This window comes from Elstera cyanobacteriorum (genome assembly GCF_002251735.1).
Taxonomy (GTDB): domain Bacteria; phylum Pseudomonadota; class Alphaproteobacteria; order Elsterales; family Elsteraceae; genus Elstera; species Elstera cyanobacteriorum.
The window spans coordinates 178,069-194,481 of sequence record NZ_NOXS01000030.1 but is presented as its reverse complement, the minus strand read 5'-3'; the positions used below and the strand labels follow the sequence as shown (position 1 = coordinate 194,481).

Annotated in this window: 17 protein-coding genes; 12 read left to right on the top strand and 5 right to left on the bottom strand. The window is 59.9% G+C overall.

Annotated features, from left to right (window positions below; genetic code table 11):
- Window positions 1–90: 90 nt before the first annotated feature.
- Together CHR90_RS06870 and CHR90_RS06865 are read left to right on the top strand one after the other, a co-directional pair.
- Window positions 91–726 (top strand): Smr/MutS family protein, encoded by a 636-nt coding sequence (locus CHR90_RS06870; protein ID WP_094408254.1) that lies wholly within the window; start codon window positions 91–93, stop codon window positions 724–726.
- Window positions 723–1,076 carry a helix-turn-helix domain-containing protein gene (locus tag CHR90_RS06865; RefSeq protein WP_094408253.1) on the top strand — a complete coding sequence of 118 codons (354 nt, stop codon included), beginning with the start codon at window positions 723–725 and terminating at the stop codon, window positions 1,074–1,076. Before CHR90_RS06870 ends, CHR90_RS06865 begins: the two co-directional genes overlap by 4 nt.
- On the opposite strand, the gene CHR90_RS06860 is transcribed toward CHR90_RS06865, so the two are convergent.
- Window positions 1,073–1,642: a GNAT family N-acetyltransferase gene (locus CHR90_RS06860; protein WP_094408252.1), complete on the bottom strand. Its 570-nt coding sequence runs from the start codon at window positions 1,640–1,642 to the stop codon at window positions 1,073–1,075. The two genes, CHR90_RS06865 and CHR90_RS06860, sit on opposite strands and share 4 nt — an antisense overlap.
- Window positions 1,643–1,769: 127 nt before the next feature.
- Complete coding sequence (locus CHR90_RS06855) at window positions 1,770–2,699, bottom strand: TerC family protein (RefSeq protein WP_094408251.1); 930 nt, start codon at window positions 2,697–2,699, stop codon at window positions 1,770–1,772.
- Window positions 2,700–3,057: 358 nt separating this feature from the next.
- Between CHR90_RS06855 and ugpB the strand changes: the two genes are divergently transcribed.
- The 4 genes from ugpB (at window position 3,058) to CHR90_RS06835 (ending at window position 7,247) form a co-directional block, all read left to right on the top strand.
- The gene (ugpB, locus tag CHR90_RS06850; protein WP_094408250.1) at window positions 3,058–4,374 is read left to right on the top strand and encodes a sn-glycerol-3-phosphate ABC transporter substrate-binding protein UgpB; all 1,317 of its coding nucleotides are present in this window, start codon (window positions 3,058–3,060) and stop codon (window positions 4,372–4,374) included.
- A gap of 68 nt (window positions 4,375–4,442) precedes the next feature.
- On the top strand, window positions 4,443–5,336 hold the full coding sequence (gene ugpA / locus CHR90_RS06845; RefSeq protein WP_094408350.1) for a sn-glycerol-3-phosphate ABC transporter permease UgpA: 894 nt from the start codon (window positions 4,443–4,445) through the stop codon (window positions 5,334–5,336).
- Complete coding sequence (gene ugpE / locus CHR90_RS06840) at window positions 5,336–6,184, top strand: sn-glycerol-3-phosphate ABC transporter permease UgpE (protein ID WP_094408249.1); 849 nt, start codon at window positions 5,336–5,338, stop codon at window positions 6,182–6,184. The genes ugpA and ugpE overlap by 1 nt, the downstream gene beginning before the upstream one ends.
- Window position 6,185: 1 nt before the next feature.
- Entirely contained in the window at window positions 6,186–7,247 is a 1,062-nt protein-coding gene (locus CHR90_RS06835; RefSeq protein WP_094408248.1) for an ABC transporter ATP-binding protein, read from the top strand.
- A 22-nt stretch (window positions 7,248–7,269) separates the two neighbouring features.
- On the opposite strand, the gene CHR90_RS06830 is transcribed toward CHR90_RS06835, so the two are convergent.
- The 3 genes from CHR90_RS06830 to CHR90_RS06825 all read right to left on the bottom strand — a co-directional run bounded on the left by CHR90_RS06830 (window position 7,270) and on the right by CHR90_RS06825 (window position 10,408).
- Window positions 7,270–8,652: a globin-coupled sensor protein gene (locus tag CHR90_RS06830; RefSeq protein WP_170941323.1), complete on the bottom strand. Its 1,383-nt coding sequence runs from the start codon at window positions 8,650–8,652 to the stop codon at window positions 7,270–7,272.
- Window positions 8,653–8,764: 112 nt separating this feature from the next.
- The gene (locus CHR90_RS19415) at window positions 8,765–9,841 is read right to left on the bottom strand and encodes a hypothetical protein (RefSeq protein WP_170941322.1); all 1,077 of its coding nucleotides are present in this window, start codon (window positions 9,839–9,841) and stop codon (window positions 8,765–8,767) included.
- A 78-nt stretch (window positions 9,842–9,919) separates the two neighbouring features.
- Window positions 9,920–10,408, bottom strand: a complete 489-nt coding sequence (locus CHR90_RS06825; protein WP_094408246.1) for a DUF6456 domain-containing protein — start codon at window positions 10,406–10,408, stop codon at window positions 9,920–9,922.
- A 131-nt stretch (window positions 10,409–10,539) separates the two neighbouring features.
- Here CHR90_RS06825 and CHR90_RS06820 point away from each other — a divergent pair, with 131 nt between their 5' ends.
- The 6 genes from CHR90_RS06820 to CHR90_RS06795 all read left to right on the top strand — a co-directional run bounded on the left by CHR90_RS06820 (window position 10,540) and on the right by CHR90_RS06795 (window position 16,322).
- On the top strand, window positions 10,540–11,190 hold the full coding sequence (locus CHR90_RS06820; protein WP_094408245.1) for an XRE family transcriptional regulator: 651 nt from the start codon (window positions 10,540–10,542) through the stop codon (window positions 11,188–11,190).
- A gap of 224 nt (window positions 11,191–11,414) precedes the next feature.
- Window positions 11,415–12,893: a hypothetical protein gene (locus CHR90_RS06815; RefSeq protein WP_094408244.1), complete on the top strand. Its 1,479-nt coding sequence runs from the start codon at window positions 11,415–11,417 to the stop codon at window positions 12,891–12,893.
- Between the two features lie 140 nt (window positions 12,894–13,033).
- Window positions 13,034–13,711: a cytochrome b/b6 domain-containing protein gene (locus tag CHR90_RS06810; RefSeq protein ID WP_094408243.1), complete on the top strand. Its 678-nt coding sequence runs from the start codon at window positions 13,034–13,036 to the stop codon at window positions 13,709–13,711.
- 89 nt (window positions 13,712–13,800) lie between these two features.
- Window positions 13,801–14,520, top strand: a complete 720-nt coding sequence (locus CHR90_RS06805; protein ID WP_094408242.1) for a glycosyltransferase family 2 protein — start codon at window positions 13,801–13,803, stop codon at window positions 14,518–14,520.
- Window positions 14,517–14,846, top strand: a complete 330-nt coding sequence (locus CHR90_RS06800; RefSeq protein WP_094408241.1) for a lipid-A-disaccharide synthase N-terminal domain-containing protein — start codon at window positions 14,517–14,519, stop codon at window positions 14,844–14,846. Before CHR90_RS06805 ends, CHR90_RS06800 begins: the two co-directional genes overlap by 4 nt.
- Window positions 14,847–14,849: 3 nt before the next feature.
- Window positions 14,850–16,322, top strand: a complete 1,473-nt coding sequence (locus tag CHR90_RS06795; protein ID WP_094408240.1) for an ArnT family glycosyltransferase — start codon at window positions 14,850–14,852, stop codon at window positions 16,320–16,322.
- The last annotated feature ends 91 nt before the right edge of the window (window positions 16,323–16,413 follow it).

Genomic DNA, 16,413 nt, shown 5'->3' with positions numbered 1-16,413 from the left:
TCTTTTTCAGCAAGGATACCGGTTCGCATGCTCCCCCCGCTTTCCCCCACGCCAGGGGCTTTCCCCCGGCTGGGCCTGGGGGGCTAGGCGATGGCCGGTAAGAAGGTGCCGCCCGCCCCGCGCCCCCCGTCGCGGCGGGGGCTGACGGCGGAAGAGCGCAGCCTGTGGCAGCAGGTGACCCAGCAGGTCGCGCGCCTGCGCCCGGAGCCGCCCGCCCCGGCGAAACCGGCCGAAGCGCCGAAGCCGGTCGATCCGGCCCCGCCCGCAGTGGGGGGACCGCGCCTCGCCCCCGTTAAGCCCGCCGATCCCGCCCTGCCGAAGGGCAAAGGCCCGCCGCCCGTGCGCCTGGGGCGGCTCGATAATATCGACCGGGCGACGGCCCGCCGGTTTGCCAAGGGCGAGCGGGAGATTGACGGGGTTCTCGACCTGCACGGCATGACCCAAGCCGCCGCGCATAACCGGCTGGTGGATTTCCTGTTGGGGGCCTGGGCGCAGGGCTGGCGCTGCGTGCTGGTCATCACCGGCAAGGGGATGGAGAAACCCGACCATCGCCCCTGGCCGGAGCCGGAGCAGCGCGGTATCCTCCGCCGCGCCCTGCCGCAGTGGATCAACGAGCCGCCGCTGAAGGGCAAGATTCTAGCCCTCACCCACGCCCGCCCCCATCATGGCGGCATGGGGGCTTTCTATGTTTTGATCCGCCGCGACCGGGAGGATAAACGGGGATGACCCCCTTCGGCGAACGCTGCCGCGCTTTGCGGGCGCAGAAGAAAGTTTCCCTGCGCACGATGGCCGCCGCGCTGGAAATCAGCCCGGCCTATTTGTCGGCGCTGGAAAACGGCCACCGGGGCCGCCCGTCGCGCGGCCTCGTGCGGCAAATCTGCGATTACTTCGGCCTGATCTGGGACGATGCGGAAGCCATGCAGCGCTTGGCCGACCTCTCCCACCCGCGCGTCACCATCGACACGGCGGGCTTGGACCCGCTGGCAACGGAACTGGCGAACCGGTTGGCGGAGCGGATTGGGGAGTTGGATCGGGGGGTTCTGGAGGAAATTTTGTCCAAAATTCCAAAGCATTAAGATAAGTATAAGCGCTCTTGCATCATCTTCACGTCTCCTCTCATGACCAGAGCGCTTAGAGATAATTTCGGAGACAGCGATATCGTGTCGGTTGAAAGTCGTTGGAAACCAAGCGTTTCGTAAAACAACAAAGCTCCGTAGCTTTCCTCTAAAACATATATCTGTATAAATTTGGCATCTTGCACAGATTTAAGTACAGATCGAAACAGCTCAGAGCCAATTTTGTGACGTTGATAAATGGGTAAGATATACATTCCCCATAAATAAGCGACGGCTCCAACTTCTTTGAAGATTGCGCTGCCCACAATTTTATTGTCAACATTGGCGAAGGCGATTTTTATATTATCGCCAGAAAGCATCGTGTCTAAATTTGGTAGATCAAGCGTCGAAATTAAGTCATCAAACTCAGCCTTAGGGAAGCGATGCAAATATGTCGCCGTCCAGGTTTCCCTCAAAAGAATTCTTAATAAATCTTTTTGCTCAGAATTAAATTCTTCGGCGGCAACTATTTTATATGATGTGTTTATCACTTTAAGAACCCCGAAAGAGTGAAGATAGAACTCCATCTTTTTGCCCTCACAAACCGAGGCGTTAGAATTGATAATTCACAACCCTGTTACATACATCAATAAAAAGCCCCCAAGGCAGAGCCTTGGGGGTTGATGTGCTATTGATATAGGCGAGGCGAAATCATTACGCGCTTTCCGCCTTCTGCCCCCGCGTCTTCCAGAGCGACAGTAGGATCGAACCGCCGATCAGGCCAACCGTCAGGCCGAGGGCCAGCGGGGTCGGCATTTTCCAGAAGTCGACCATCACCATCTTCGTACCAACGAGGACCAGAACCAGCGCCAGACCGTATTTGAGATACTCAAAGCGATGGATGATGCTGGCGAGCGCGAAATAGAGGGCGCGCAGGCCGAGGATGGCGAAGACGTTACTGGTGTAGACAATGAAGGGATCGGTGGTGATGGCGAAGATCGCCGGGATCGAATCGACCGCGAAGACCAGATCGGTCACTTCCACCAGGATCAGCGCCAGGAACAGCGGGGTGAGATAGAGCAGCCCGTTGCGCCGAACGAAGAACGCTTTGCCTTCATACCCTTCCGTCACCCGGAAATGCTTGCGGCAGAAGCGCAGGATCGGGTGATTGGCCGGATCGGGTTCCTTATCCGACGCAAACAGCATCTTAGCGCCGGTAATGATCAGGAAGCCGCCGAAGACATAGATCAGCCAATGCAGTTCCATGATCAAGGCCGTCCCGGCGAAGATCATGATCGCGCGCATCACCAGCGCGCCGAGAATACCCCAGAAGAGCACCCGGTGCTGATATTGCGGCGGAACCTGCAAGCTACCGAAGATGAGGGCGATAACGAAAATGTTATCGAGTGATAGGCTCTTTTCGATCAGATAGCCGGTCAGAAATTCCAGGGCTTTCACTTCACCCAGGCTGTACCAGATACCAACATTAAAGAGCAGAGCAATGACAATATAGAAGGCGCTTAGCTTCAACGCTTCGCGCGCGCCCATCGCGCGTTCCTTTTTATTCAGAACACCGAGATCGAGCGCGAGAAGAACAAGAACGAGGGCATTGAAACCAAGCCAAGCCCAAAGAGGCATGTCCATAGGGATCATCCTGCGTGCGGTGGCGCCCGTCGGCACCAGAGCATTGGGGAAAATCCGACATCACGGCTGCGGCCAGCCGTCAGAGGGGCCCGGATTATCGAACACTCGCTTTCAAGTGGCGGCGATCGGACAAGGGATCAAGAGAGGCGCGGAGATTTTTTTAAGGGCGCGTTTCAAAGTTTTTTTGCCTGCGCTTTAGCCAAAAACGCAAGGGAATGCGCGCATTTTGAACGGGTTTCGCACTGCAATGGTGATTTTCAACGCACTTTCTATGTGACACATCGGTTATGGCCATGTAACAAAACCATAACCGTCCGCGCGTAAGAGACGGCCATTGTTCCTAAAGGGGGAAGCTCACATGCGGTCTTTTATTGCGGCTCTCAGCCTCGGGTGTGCCGTCAGCGTCTCGGCTTTCGCGGCCCCGGTCGAAATCCAGTGGTGGCATGCGATGACGGGCGCGAACAATGATCGCGTCAATCAGCTCGTCGATGGCTTCAATGCCTCGCAGAGCGACTACAAGGTCGTCGCGACCTTCAAGTCGAACGATTATACCGAGCTGATGAACCAGACCATTGCCGCCTATCGCGCGGGCAATGCGCCGCACATCACCCAGGTCTTCGAAGTCGGCACGGCAACGATGATGGCCGCCAAGGGCGCCGTGAAGCCGGTGTACGAGCTGATGGCCGAAGCGGGCGAAAAGTTCGATCCGAACGTCTATCTGCCCGCGATTAAGGCCTATTACTCGACGGCCCAGGGCAAGATGCTGTCGATGCCGTTCAACAGCTCCACCCCGATTTTCTACTACAATAAGGATGCGTTCGCCAAAGCCGGTCTCGATCCCGAAAAGGCGCCGAAGACTTGGCCGGAAGTAATCGACGCCGCCAAGAAGGTCCGCGCTTCGGGGCATGCCTGCGGCCTGACCACCGCTTGGGTCACCTGGACCCAGATGGAAACCTTCAGCGCCTGGCACAATATTTCGTTCGGCACCAAGGCCAATGGCTTCGGCGGCTTTGATACGGAGTTCAAGTTCAACAACCCGACGATCGTGAAGCATTTCGAAACGCTGAACGAAATGCAAAAGGACGGCAGCTTCAAATACGGTGGCCGCACCACGCAGCCGGAAGGCCTGTTCCTGTCGGGCGAATGCGCGATGATCATGACCTCGTCGGGCTTCCTCGGCAACGCGATCAAGAATGCGAAGTTTAACTTCGCCACCGGCATGCTGCCTTATTACCCGGATGTCGCGGGCGCGCCGCAAAATTCGATCATCGGCGGGGCGACCCTGTGGGTGATGGGCGGTAAGAAGGCCCAGGAATATAAGGGCGTCGCCAAGTTCTTCACCTATCTGTCGCAGCTTGACGTGCAGATCGTGAACCATCAGCAGACGGGCTATCTGCCGGTGACCATCGCCGCTTATCAGGAAACCAAGCGTTCGGGCTTCTATGACCGCAATCCGGGTCGCGAAACCCCGATCCTGCAGTTGCAGAACAAGACCCCGACGGAAAATTCCTTCGGTGTGCGCTTCGGCAACCTGCCGAAGATCCGCGACCTGATCATGGATGAAGTCGAAGCCGCTTTCGCGGGCAAGATTTCGGTAAAGCAGGCGATGGATAACGCTGTGGCGAAGGGCAACGAAGAACTGCGCCGCTTCGAACGCACCGTCGCCAAGAACTAACCTTTCTCTTTTCCAACCTAAGGGCGGGGAGCGTGCTTCCCGCCCTTTTCGCCTTTTCGGGGGGTGCCGTGACGCCAGCCTCGTCCGCGCAAGCGCCGTTCCAGAATAAGCTGCTGCCGCTGCTGCTGCTGCTGCCGCAACTGCTGATTACGGTGGTTTTCTTCTACTGGCCGTCCGTCCAGGCGGTGCAGCAATCCTTGTATATTGAAGACCCCTTCGGGCTGAATTCCGAGTTTGCGGGCCTCGCCAATTTCACCGAGTTGTTCCGCAACTCAAGCTATGTCGATGCCTTCCTGCGCAGCCTGTTTTTCAGCGCCGCCGTGTCGGGCCTGTCGCTCGGTCTGTCGCTGCTGTTCGCGGTCTGCGCTGACCGGGTGGTGCGCGGGGCGACCGGCTATAAGACGTTGTTGCTGCTGCCCTACGCCATTGCCCCCGCACTGGCAGGGGTGACCTGGATGTTCGTCGTTCACCCGTCCATCGGCATTTTGGGCCGGGCGTTGGTGGCGATGGGGGTTGAGTGGAATTATCTGCTGAACGGCAATCAGGCGATGGCGCTCGTTATCTTTGCCGCCGCCTGGAAGCAGATCAGCTACAACTTCATTTTCTTCCTCGCCGGGTTGCAGTCGATCCCCCATTCACTGATGGAGGCCGCCGCGATTGACGGTGCCGGGCCGGGCAAGCGCTTCCGCGATATCGTCTTCCCGCTGCTCTCGCCAACCGCCTTCTTTTTGCTGGTGGTGAACATCGTTTACGCCTTCTTCGAAACCTTCGGCGTCATCCATGCCGTCACCTCCGGCGGTCCGGCCAAGGCGACCGAGATTCTGGTTTATAAGGTCTATTCCGATGGGGTCGTCGGTCTTGATATCGGCGGATCGGCGGCGCAGTCGGTTATTCTGATGCTGATCGTCATCGTTTTGACGGTCGTGCAGTTCCGCTTCGTTGAACGGAAGGTGCATTACTGATGGTCGAAAATCGCCCGCTCGCTACCTTCTTCGCCCATTTGGTGCTGATCCTGGGGGCGGTGATCGTCACCTTCCCGATTCTGTTCACGCTGCTTGCTTCGACCTACGAAGGGTCGGACGTTGCCTCGGGCCGCGTCACCCTCTGGCCCGGTACGATGGGGCTGGAGAATTACTGGCTCGCGCTCACCTCCGGCGCGCGCTACACGGCGCAGAACCCGGCGGCGCATATGCTGCTGAACTCCGCGATCATGGCGGTGACGATTGCGGTGGGGAAGATTTTCATCTCCCTGCTATCGGCCTTCGCCGTGGTCTATTTCCGCTTTCCGGGGCGGATGCTGTGCTTCTGGGTGATCTTCCTCACCCTGATGCTGCCGGTGGAAGTGCGCATTCTGCCGACCTACAAGGTGATTTCCGACCTTGGCATGCTGGATAGTTATGCGGGCCTGACCGTGCCGCTGATCGCCTCGGCGACCGCGACGCTGCTGTTCCGCCAGTTCTTCATGACCGTCCCGCCCGAATTGGCCGAAGCCGCCAAGATCGACGGCGCCGGGCCGCTGAAGTTCTTCTGGGACATTCTGATGCCGCTGTCGGTCACCAATATCGCGGCGCTTTTCGTCATTTTGTTCATTTACGGCTGGAACCAGTACCTTTGGCCGCTGCTGATCACCACCTCCGGCGGGATGGATACGGTGGTCATCGGCATGAAGAAGATGATCGGCGGCGACGATACCCAGACCGACTGGGGCGTTGTGATGGCGACCACCATTCTCGCCATGCTGCCGCCCATCGTCATCATCGTCGTCATGCAGCGCTGGTTCGTGAAGGGCCTCGTGGAGCAGGAGAAATAAGATGGCCCAGGTTAAACTGGATCAGATTCAAAAGCGTTTCGGCGACACCACCATTCTGCACGGGATTTCCTGCGATATTCGCGATGGCGAGTTTATCGTCGTCGTCGGCCCCTCGGGCTGCGGGAAATCCACCCTGCTGCGCATCGTGGCGGGGCTGGAAACCGCCTCGGCAGGCAGCATCCATATCGGCGAGCGCGAGGTGACGAAGCTGGAGCCGAAGGACCGCGATATCGCGATGGTCTTCCAGAACTACGCCCTTTATCCCCATATGACTGTTGCTGAAAACATGGCCTATGGTCTGAAGAATCGCGGCACCGATAAGGCGGAGATCGAAACCCGCGTAGCCCAGGCGGCAGATATTCTACAACTCGGCCCCTATCTTAGCCGTCGCCCGAAGCAGCTTTCGGGCGGGCAGCGCCAGCGCGTGGCGATGGGGCGGGCGATTGTGCGCGAACCCAAGCTGTTTCTGTTCGATGAACCGCTGTCGAACCTCGACGCTAAGCTGCGCGTGCAGATGCGGGTCGAGATCAAGAAGCTCCAGCAGCGCTTGGGTGTCACCGCGCTCTACGTCACCCATGATCAGGTCGAAGCCATGACGATGGCCGACCGGCTGATCGTGATGAAGGACGGGCGGGCGGAGCAGATCGGCGCGCCGCTCGATCTTTATGCGCGGCCTGAAACGGTTTTCGTTGCGGGCTTCATCGGTTCCCCCGCGATGAACCTGCTGCCGGGCGAGGTAACGGCGGAGGGGGCGGTGCGTCTCGCGTGTGGTCCGACGCTCGACCTCCCGCAACCGCTAACGGGGATGGCCGGGCGTAAGGTGCTGCTAGGCGTGCGGCCGGAGCATCTCGGCGTTCGTCCCGGCGGCGCCTTTACGGTCACGGTCGATCTGGTGGAAGCCCTGGGCGCCGATACGCTGGTCTATGCCACCCTGGCCGACGGCAGCAGCCTAACGGCGCGGCTGGACGGCGCGCAGGTGGTGGCGCGCGGTGATCAGCTTGCGCTGACCCCCGCCAATACGCTGCACGTCTTCGATGCGGCCAGCGGTTTACGGGTGAATTAGAGCCTGAGACGGAAGGGGGCGGTTAGGCCGCCTCCTTCTCCTCCTCCGCCAAAATTGAGCGGATGAAATTTTGCACGGCGCCGTCGAGGGCCGACCCGTCGCGAGCGACCACCTGGGCGTTGCCGTGGACGCGCACGGCCGACTGCCCGGTTTCCCCCGCCGCATCGATCACCTGACCGACGACGCGCACGACATCGCTGGTCGTTGCCGCCGCGACCTGGGAATTTTGGGCGATTTCCGCCGTAGCGTTTTCCTGCTGCTGCACCGCGCTGGCAATCGTGCCGCTGATGGCGGTGAGTTCGCTGATCGTGCCGTTGATGGTGCGCATGGCGCGCACCGTTTCTTCCGTCGCCGACTGAATGGCGGTGATCTGCTGGGTAATATCTTCGGTGGCGCGGGCGGTCTGGGCAGCGAGGTTTTTCACCTCCCCGGCAACAACGGCAAAGCCTTTGCCGGCTTCCCCAGCCCGCGCGGCCTCGATGGTCGCATTGAGCGCCAGGAGATTGGTCTGCGCGGCGATGGATTGGATGAGTTGTACCACTTCGCCAATGCGTTGGGCGGCTTCTGCCAGAACCTGCACCGTGCCACTGGTTTCTTCCGCTGCTGAGGCGCCGCGATGGGCGATATCGGTGGAAACACTCACCCGTTCGGCGATTTCTGCGATAGACGTGCGGAGTTTGTCGGTCGCCTGGGCGACATTCTTGACGTTGCTGGACGCCTGCCGCACGGCATCGGCGACCGATACGGCTTGATGGTTGGTCTGATCGGCGAGCGCGGCCATCGACCCCGCCGAGGTTTCAAGATCGTGCGAGGCCTGCCGCAACCCGGTCAGAACCCCGCGCACGAGGTCTTCGAAGGAGGCAGCGATTTGCAGGCGGCGAGCGCGGGCCTTTTCCTCCATCGCTTCCAGATAGGCCGTGGTCATGACGTCGAGATCGAGCATCGCCAGCCGGTTTAGGGCGATGATTGCCTCGGTCAGCGCGTCGCGCCGCCAGCGGAAATGCGCCGTTAGCACCTCGACGATCCGATTGACGACGAAGACTTTGCCGCCCATGAACCAGCGCGGTTCCCATTTAATCTTGGCGAACATATGGCCAAGGCCCCGGGCTTTTTCGAAATAGGCCGCGTCGAATTTACCGTGAAGCTGGGCGATCCAACTTTCCACCGCGCCCTTTTTGATCCGGTCGGCGGTTTCGGGATTGGCGCCGAAGGTGGCGCGCCCGGCAGGAACGCTGAGAATTTTTTGGTAATATTCCTCGATGATCCGCTCCAGGTGCGGCTGTACAATAGGCAGTAAGCCGCGCAGGGTGGCGCAGGTTGCGGGGTCGATCCCGAGAAAGCGGAAGCGTAAATCCTGCGTTTCATCCACCTGCGTGGGTGGGGAGAGGGGCGCGGGACGAGACATGGAACCTCCTGGCGGCTTTTTCCCGTCAGTATCCGCTAAAATACTATAGAAAATCAAATTATTAGAACTGTTGCGCGTGAACATCCCCAATAGGTTGATCGTTTGGACAGGTTTATTCCGTCTGCTCCAAAGCCAGCCGGATATGGTTTTGGCCGATCCGATAGGCATTGTCGAACACAGTAATATCCTCGGCGAAATAATCGAAGTAACTGCGCTGAACTTCGATCTCGATCGGTTCGAGTTGAACGGCCTTATAGCCATTATCCTTCAGCTTGCCTTCTCTGATCCACAGGTTGACCATTTCGATGGCCTTGATCTGCTGACCATAGGCAGCATTGAACCAGAGCTCGGTTTCAAAATCGCGGATTTCGGCATAATTCTGCGGGGCGCGCCCCAACCAAGCATAGGCCTGCGGGCGGGCGATGAAGAGAATATCGACGTCGACCATTTCCGACAGAATGAACTGACGGGCATAGGCGCCGTCGATCCGTTGGCGCGGATGGGCGCGGGTACCGAACCCGTAAGCGTTGAGCCAAAGGGCGTCGCGCACGGCTTCGGCGGTGATCGGTTCATAGACGACGCGCGGACCATGCGGGCCAACCCGTTCCGGTTCAAGCCCACCCCCAACGTCTTCGGCGGTTAGGCCACGCGCAGCCCAGAGCGTTTTAAGGTAATTGAACCCGGCGGGGTTCGTGTGGACGATTTCACAGCCATCGTCAGGGTCGTAACAATTGAAGAAGAGGGCGATATCACCCGTCTGATTGAACGTATCGGCGATTTCATGAAACACCGCGTCGGGCCGCACGGGAACCCATTGCTGGGCGGGAAGGGCTCGGTCCAGCCAAGCGGTCGTATCAAGCGGGTTAAACGGCAGCATCCAGCGCTGGAGCCGTTCCGGCAGGGCGGTGCGAAAGACACCCGGCAGGCCCGCGACAAGGATGCTCGCCCAATTGGCACCGCGAAGGGTATCGGGATAGGGTTTTGCCTTGCTGATCGCGCCCTGAAGCTCGGCGCGCAAATCGTCGCCCCGCAACCAGCGCGCCGTCCATTCGATCATCCCGGAGGTGCAGGACAGCGCCGCCGGGCGCACGTCCAGCGACCGCATTGCCTGCAAGACGCCGACACCATGGGCGTTCGATCCACCCAGGCCGCCAAGGGCCAGCCCGATGCTCTTATTCCCCTGTCCCATGTCGCACCTTTCGCATCGCAGCACACGTCAAAGTGGCAGGATAGGCGGAAGTCCGGCGGGAAACCAACTGGTCTTTCGTTAATCCTGCGCGCAGAAGTGATTGAGCAGATGGGTCAAAGCCTTGCGCAGCGCCCGTTCGGCCTCGGCGCGCGCGATATTTTTCGTCGCCGCCCAGTGGCCGAGCGGCAGCCCGAGGCAGCAGACATGAACAATCAGCGGCGATAAGGGCAGCGGTACGGCGCGCATCGCCGCGCGATAGTGACGGCGGGCCACAAGGGCTTCCGGGGTCGGGTCAAGCGGATCGCAGGCCCCCGCACTGGTCGGCCCCCCCTGCGCCCAGGTTTCGAAAGCGGCGGCGGCGAAAAGCTCTGCCAGCCGTTCGGCAGCAGCGTGCAGATCAGGCGGCAGCGGCAGGGCAGAGGCCTCCCCCCGGGGCGGGCGTGGGCGCGGCGCTTCGGACGGGCGCGGCGCCGATAGGGGACCGGTTTCGGCGGGCAGGGCGCGCAACCGCCCGATCAGAGTTTTGCTGCGGGTGGAGCTGCGAAGCCCCCGGGTGGAGATGCTCATGGTGTGCCGTTGCGTCCTTTAGTCGCAATTTCATGATTTGTTCTTGTTCTTCGTGTGTACCATTTTGGTGAAATCCTCGTCAATCGGATTCGGGGCTTTGCACCAAAACAGCGATATGCTAGGCTCGCGCGATGGAAAACCGTTTACGCCATTGGCGCGGGCTGCGCGGCTTGACGCTGGAACAATTGGCGGCGGCGGCGGGGACGTCGCATCAGCAGATTTTGCGCCTAGAGCGCGGGGAGCGGCGGTTAACGCTCGACTGGATGGTTCGGCTGGCTGGGCCACTGGGGGTGGAGCCGCGCGACCTTCTGCCGGAAGCCCCCGAAGCCCTTGCCCCAATGACTCCGCCCCATGTTACGCCCATACGGACGCCACGCGCATTGCCTCAAGGGGGGCTTGCGTCAGATCTTATTCCAGTACGCGGCGCCGCGCGCGGCGGGGTCGATCAGGAGATGTTTCTAGAGGACGGCCCGATCGATTACACACACCGCCCCCCCTGTTTATCGCAGGTTCGAGATGCCTATGCCCTCTATGTTGTCGGCGACAGTATGGTGCCGCGGTTCCGGCCCGGGATGCTGCTTTTCGTCAATCCGCACCGTCCGCCGAAGCGCGAGTCGGCGGTTGTTCTCGTCAAGCAGAATGCGGTTGTGCTCGTTAAGGAATTCGTGGAATTTAAAGAGGACCGCGTCATTTTGCACCAGCACAACCCTGATTGTTTTTTAGAAACACTTCGCAAAGAAATTGCAGCTTTTCATTGTGTTGTTGGGTCAGAGGAGGCGTAATCTCTGTTACGTTCATACGTATACCGACCAAAGGCCTTTGACTCTCGTCATACATCCGGTATTAAGATTGAATTAAGTTTAAAGCCCGGAAAAGTCGGGTCGATAAAAAGCTGCCGCCTCCTCGGGTGGTGGTGCCGAAACCAGAAAGGGCGTAGGCCGGTATGAGTGACGGTCAGGACAGTAATGCGGCACGAAAGGCGCTCTCGCGGACCCCGAATCCCGAGATGGCGAAGCTCGATCAGGATATCCGCACGCGGTTTGCCCGGCGCACGGGCGATATTTCGGCGTTTTTGCAGCAGTGGATTCGTCTAGACGACGCCCAGGCCATGTTTTTCGGCAATCGCGGCGTCAAGGGCGAAAACTACCTTCAGTTCTGCCTTGCCAATGGCGATATCGATATGGCGCTGCCGATTGCCCGGATGTGCGCTTTTTACGCCGAAAGCACCGATGCCGAACGGATTGCTGGATACCTCAACCATATCGATGCCGAGGGTAACGATATTTGGCACTATCTGGCCGATAATCTGAAGGAGAGCGAAGACGATGACTCGCTGGCGATCGCCCAGCTTCTCGTTCAGCTCGAAATCGACTATTGCCGGAAGAATGACGCCGATGAAAGCCCGCTGGCGCGCCTTTTGGTGCCGACGCCGCGCTGGCCGTCCGTCAATTCTATGTTGCTCGCAAAGCAACTGACCATCGAAGAAATCGAAGCGTCCTTCCCGAAGCATGTGACGGAAAGCGAGCAGATCAAGGCCGAAATCATGGCCGGGATTTTCTTCTCTGACCTTGCCGATAATGACGCGCGCCTTGCCAGCAATATGGTTTATTTCGCATCGCACCCGAAGTCGGAAATGCCGGACCGGCTGGCGATTGGCCGGGCGCTGTTCGAGTATGCCGGCGGTAAGCGGTCCGAGACGGTTTTGATGAAGATGATCGAAACCGAACATAAGGAAGTTTTCGAAAAGGCGTTGGAGTTCCTCTATTCGCTGTCCGATCAGGTCTGTAAGGCGATGGCCAAGGGCGACAATCAGCTCGCTAAGGCCCAGGCCCAGGCTTATCTGTATCGTCGGATCGGGCGCCGCAACCGGATTTTCCAGGGCGTCTTGATGAAGGCGGTGATCGCGGATCGGCCCAGCTATATTTCGTCCTTGCTGCGGCTGCTGGTGAACGAACCCGTTGTTGTGACCAAGCAGAACGCTAAAGGGGAAACCGAGCGCGAACTTCTGGTGATGGATAAAACCTCGCCCTCGCCCGCAAATCCGGCGTTATCTTTGCTATTACAGCAGGATGCTCGCGGAAATTTGGCGTTCCATCAAGCTGTGCTGATGAACAGGGCCGATTGTTTGCGCAAGCTATTCTACGGGCTATCGCTGGTCGATGTGCACGCCATCCTGTGCCGCATCCCGAACCGCTTCAATCTGACAGTGGCCGATCTTCTGTCGCAGCAGGCGGCGTTCCAAAAACTGTCCATCGAGGTCAAGGCCAAGCGCATGACCATCGAGGATGCCCAGCAGTGGATGGCGCAGATCAAAGCTGTGGACCGTCGCATCATCGAGTTCCTGGCCGAGGCGATCAAAAAGGCCGAGGATGTGATCCAACGGACTGGTGGCGCCAAGGCGGCGAAACCGACGTTCGATCTAGCACGGGTGCCGACCGTGGTGCTGGCAATGCAGAACGCTCAGGCTACTGCGGCCCGAGCCTGAGCGTCGGCGTTCGGGCGATTTTGCGGCAAGGCACGCGGTGGCGTGGCAAGCCTGCTGCCGCAAAATCGCCGCCCTCCGCCTCTCGGCAACGCGCGTAGCTTCCGCTACACTCCTGAGAGGAACGACAGGGCGAGGACAGAATGGCCGAAGGCGTGCGGAAACTCGGGGCGTTGGTGTGGGATTTGCCGACGCGGCTGTTTCATTGGCTGCTGGCGCTGCTGATCCTGGCCGCCTTTCTGAGCGACGATAACCGCGACATTCATCAGCGCATCGGTATTGCCATTCTGGCGCTGGTGCTGTTTCGGCTGATCTGGGGGGTCATCGGCGGGCGCTATGCCCGCTTCACCAGCTTTTTGCGCGGCCCGAAAGCGGTGCTGGAGCATCTTGACGAGATGCGGCAGCCCAACCCGCCCCAGCACGTCGGCCATAATGCCGCTGGGGGCTGGATGGTCGCTGTACTGTTGATCCTGATCCTGGTGCAAGCTGGGACGGGGCTGTTTACCAATGACCTCATCACCTACGTCGGCCCGCTGGGCGAGCTTGTGGCGGAAAGCACCAGCGAGAAGATCACGACAATCCATAAGATCATGAGCAATCTGATCCTAGCGGCGGTGGTGCTGCATATCGGGGCGGTGCTGGTCTATTTCGTCTGGAAAAAGCAGAACCTCGTGCGCCCGATGCTGACCGGGCGCCGCGCCGATCTGCGTGACGCCGATCTGCCGCCCCTGCCGGATCGGGCGCCGCCACTGTGGCGGGCGGGGATCGCGGCGGCGGTGGCGATTGTGGTGGTTGCGGGGATTCTGTCGCTGGGGCGATAGGTGGTTTCGCTTTTTGACAGTGGCGGAACGGCGTAGATTCGGCTACTCCCAGCGGCTTGAGACTTATTTTCCCAAGGGCCGAGGCGGATTTGACCGAACTTTCAGTCGTCGTTCCGGTGTTGAACGAAGCCGATAATATCCCCCCGTTGGTGCAGGAAATCCGCACCGCGCTGGATGGGCTTCTGGCCTATGAGATCCTCTATGTCAACGACGGCTCGACCGACCGCACGCCGGAGGTTCTGGCGGGCCTGTGCCGCGATCTGCCCAACTTCCGCGCCCTGCATCACGATAAGCGCAGCGGCCAGTCGGCGGCGGTGCGGTCGGGGGTCAAGGCGGCGCGCGGCGCATGGATCGCCACGCTTGACGGCGACGGGCAGAATGACCCCGCCGATATTCCGAAACTGTGGGCCAAGATGCAGGACTTGGGCGGCGGTGCGGTGATGATCGCCGGCTGGCGCACGCAGCGCAAAGACGTTTGGTCGAAGCGCATCGCCTCCCGCCTCGCGAACCGCATCCGTGTGGCCCTGCTGCGCGATGAAACGCCCGATACCGGCTGCGGCATCAAGCTTTTCCCGCGCGATGTATTTTTGGAATTTCCCTACTTCAATCATTACCACCGCTATCTCGCGGCGCTGATGAAGCGCCAGGGTGGGCGCGTGGTTTCGGTGCCGGTCAACCACCGCCCGCGCGGTGCAGGCCGATCGAATTACGGTAATCTCGACCGCGCCTTGGTCGGTATTTCGGATCTGCTTGGCGTCGCCTGGCTGCAACGGCGCGGCACCATCCCTCAAGTGCGCGAGGACGCATGAACCCGCTCGATTGGATCGCCAGCCTTTGGGCCGTTTTCGTCCATAATTGGGAGACGGACGGCGTTTGGATGTTGATCGGCTTTGGCGCGCAGGCGCTGTTCATGTCGCGTTTTATCGTGCAATGGCTGCATAGCGAGAAGCAGAAGAAATCCGTTATCCCGGTCGCCTTTTGGTGGATTAGCCTTTTGGGCGGCGGGTCGCTTTTTGCCTATGCCGTCCATCGGCAGGAACTGGTTTTCGCGCTCGGCCAACTGCTCGGGCTTATCGTCTATGTGCGCAATCTAACGCTGATCCGGGGCGAAAAGCGCCGGAACGAGGCGGCGTAAGCGATGAAAGACGTGCCCCGCCATTCATTTGGGTTGGCGCTGGCCGTTTTGTTCTTTCTGACCGCCGTGCGCTATGCTGTTCTGGCGAATGAATATTACCCGCTGCACGGGGACGAGGCGCAATATTGGCTGTGGTCGAAAACCCTCGATTGGGGTTATTACTCCAAGCCGCCGCTGCTGTCCTGGATCATCGCCGCGACGACCAGCTTTTTAGGCGACCGGGAATTCGGGGTGCGCTTCGCCTCCCCACTGCTGCATTTCCTGACCGGGCTGGTGATTTATCGGATCGGCGAGAAACTCTATGATCGATGCATCGGCTTTTACAGCGCGCTGACCTATGGGTTGCTGCCAGCGGTTGGGTTTTCCGCCCTGATCATGTCCACCGATGTGCCGCTGCTGCTGTGTTGGGCGGTGGGGCTTTATGCTTATCTGCGGGTCCAGGAGTCCGAGGCTCGGCCCCATTGGTGGTTGGTGCTGGGCGGGGCGATCGGTCTTGGGATGCTGGCGAAATACGCTATGCTGTTTTTCCTCGGCGGTCTGGGCCTGCATCTGCTGCTCTGGCGCCGCGATCTGCTGCGCAGCCCGCGCTTGTGGGCCGGGATGGCGTTTGCCCTGCTTGTCTTCGCTCCGAACATCTGGTGGAACGCCCAAAACCAGTTTGCGACGGTTAGCCACACGGCGGCGAATGCCAATCTGGGCGGCAAGCTGATCCATCCCGGCAAGCTGGTGGAGTTTCTTGCCAGCCAACTCGGCGTCTTTGGCCCGCTGCTGTTTCCGGTGCTGTTGGCGGCGATTCTAAGCGGCCTGCTGCTGCCGCTGATCCGTCGCCGCCTGCCGGATGAGCGGATCGGCCTGCTCGCCGGGTTCGCGCTGCCGCCGCTGTTGGTGATGATCACCGTGTCCTTCCTGTCGCGCGCCAATGCCAATTGGGCGGCAACCGCCTATGTCTCCGCGTCGGTCCTGGTGACGGTCTGGACGCTCGACCGGGCGCGCTGGCGCTGGATTATCCCGGCCAGCCTCGTGCTGCACGGGGCGCTGATGGGCTTTGGCTATAGCTATCACGATCTCGCGAAGCTGGCGGGGGTGGAGCTCACCCGCAAAACCGATCCGGCGCTGAAAGCGGTGATGGGTAGCCCCGCGCTCGGTAAGGCCGTACAGCAGACCTTGCAGCAAATGCCGGGGGCGGTACTGATGACCGACGAGCGCATGCTGTTCGCGCTCTTGTCCTTCTACGTCCGCCCGCCCGCCGAACAGGTGCAGTGGAACCCGGATGGGGTGATCCAAAACCATTTCGAGCTGACGACCCGGATCGAAGACCATCGGGACGACGAAATTCTCTACGTCTCCCGCCACGACGCCCCCGACGCGCTAACCCGCTTCCGCGACGCTAGCCGCATCGGCAAAATCAGTATTCCGCTGGCCAAGGATTATGCGAAGGTTTTCTACCTATATCGGGTGCAGTGGCTGAAGCCGTAAGCGGGTGATCGTTTGAAGGAAGATTGATAGGTTAACCCGATCCTAGAAAATTATAATTTTCTCCTCCAGCGATGTTATCTTTCGTTTGAGG

Excerpts from the sequence above, each read along its gene's own strand:
- CHR90_RS06870 (WP_094408254.1), top strand. The coding sequence starts at position 91 with ATGGCCGGTAAGAAGGTGCCGCCCGCCCCGCGCCCCCCGTCGCGGCGG.
- CHR90_RS06865 (WP_094408253.1), top strand. The coding sequence starts at position 723 with ATGACCCCCTTCGGCGAACGCTGCCGCGCTTTGCGGGCGCAGAAGAAA.
- CHR90_RS06860 (WP_094408252.1), bottom strand. The coding sequence starts at position 1,642 with ATGGAGTTCTATCTTCACTCTTTCGGGGTTCTTAAAGTGATAAACACA.
- CHR90_RS06855 (WP_094408251.1), bottom strand. The coding sequence starts at position 2,699 with ATGGACATGCCTCTTTGGGCTTGGCTTGGTTTCAATGCCCTCGTTCTT.
- ugpB (WP_094408250.1), top strand. The coding sequence starts at position 3,058 with ATGCGGTCTTTTATTGCGGCTCTCAGCCTCGGGTGTGCCGTCAGCGTC.
- ugpE (WP_094408249.1), top strand. The coding sequence starts at position 5,336 with ATGGTCGAAAATCGCCCGCTCGCTACCTTCTTCGCCCATTTGGTGCTG.
- CHR90_RS06835 (WP_094408248.1), top strand. The coding sequence starts at position 6,186 with ATGGCCCAGGTTAAACTGGATCAGATTCAAAAGCGTTTCGGCGACACC.
- CHR90_RS06830 (WP_170941323.1), bottom strand. The coding sequence starts at position 8,652 with ATGTCTCGTCCCGCGCCCCTCTCCCCACCCACGCAGGTGGATGAAACG.
- CHR90_RS19415 (WP_170941322.1), bottom strand. The coding sequence starts at position 9,841 with ATGGGACAGGGGAATAAGAGCATCGGGCTGGCCCTTGGCGGCCTGGGT.
- CHR90_RS06825 (WP_094408246.1), bottom strand. The coding sequence starts at position 10,408 with ATGAGCATCTCCACCCGGGGGCTTCGCAGCTCCACCCGCAGCAAAACT.
- CHR90_RS06820 (WP_094408245.1), top strand. The coding sequence starts at position 10,540 with ATGGAAAACCGTTTACGCCATTGGCGCGGGCTGCGCGGCTTGACGCTG.
- CHR90_RS06815 (WP_094408244.1), top strand. The coding sequence starts at position 11,415 with ATGGCGAAGCTCGATCAGGATATCCGCACGCGGTTTGCCCGGCGCACG.
- CHR90_RS06810 (WP_094408243.1), top strand. The coding sequence starts at position 13,034 with ATGGCCGAAGGCGTGCGGAAACTCGGGGCGTTGGTGTGGGATTTGCCG.
- CHR90_RS06800 (WP_094408241.1), top strand. The coding sequence starts at position 14,517 with ATGAACCCGCTCGATTGGATCGCCAGCCTTTGGGCCGTTTTCGTCCAT.
- CHR90_RS06795 (WP_094408240.1), top strand. The coding sequence starts at position 14,850 with ATGAAAGACGTGCCCCGCCATTCATTTGGGTTGGCGCTGGCCGTTTTG.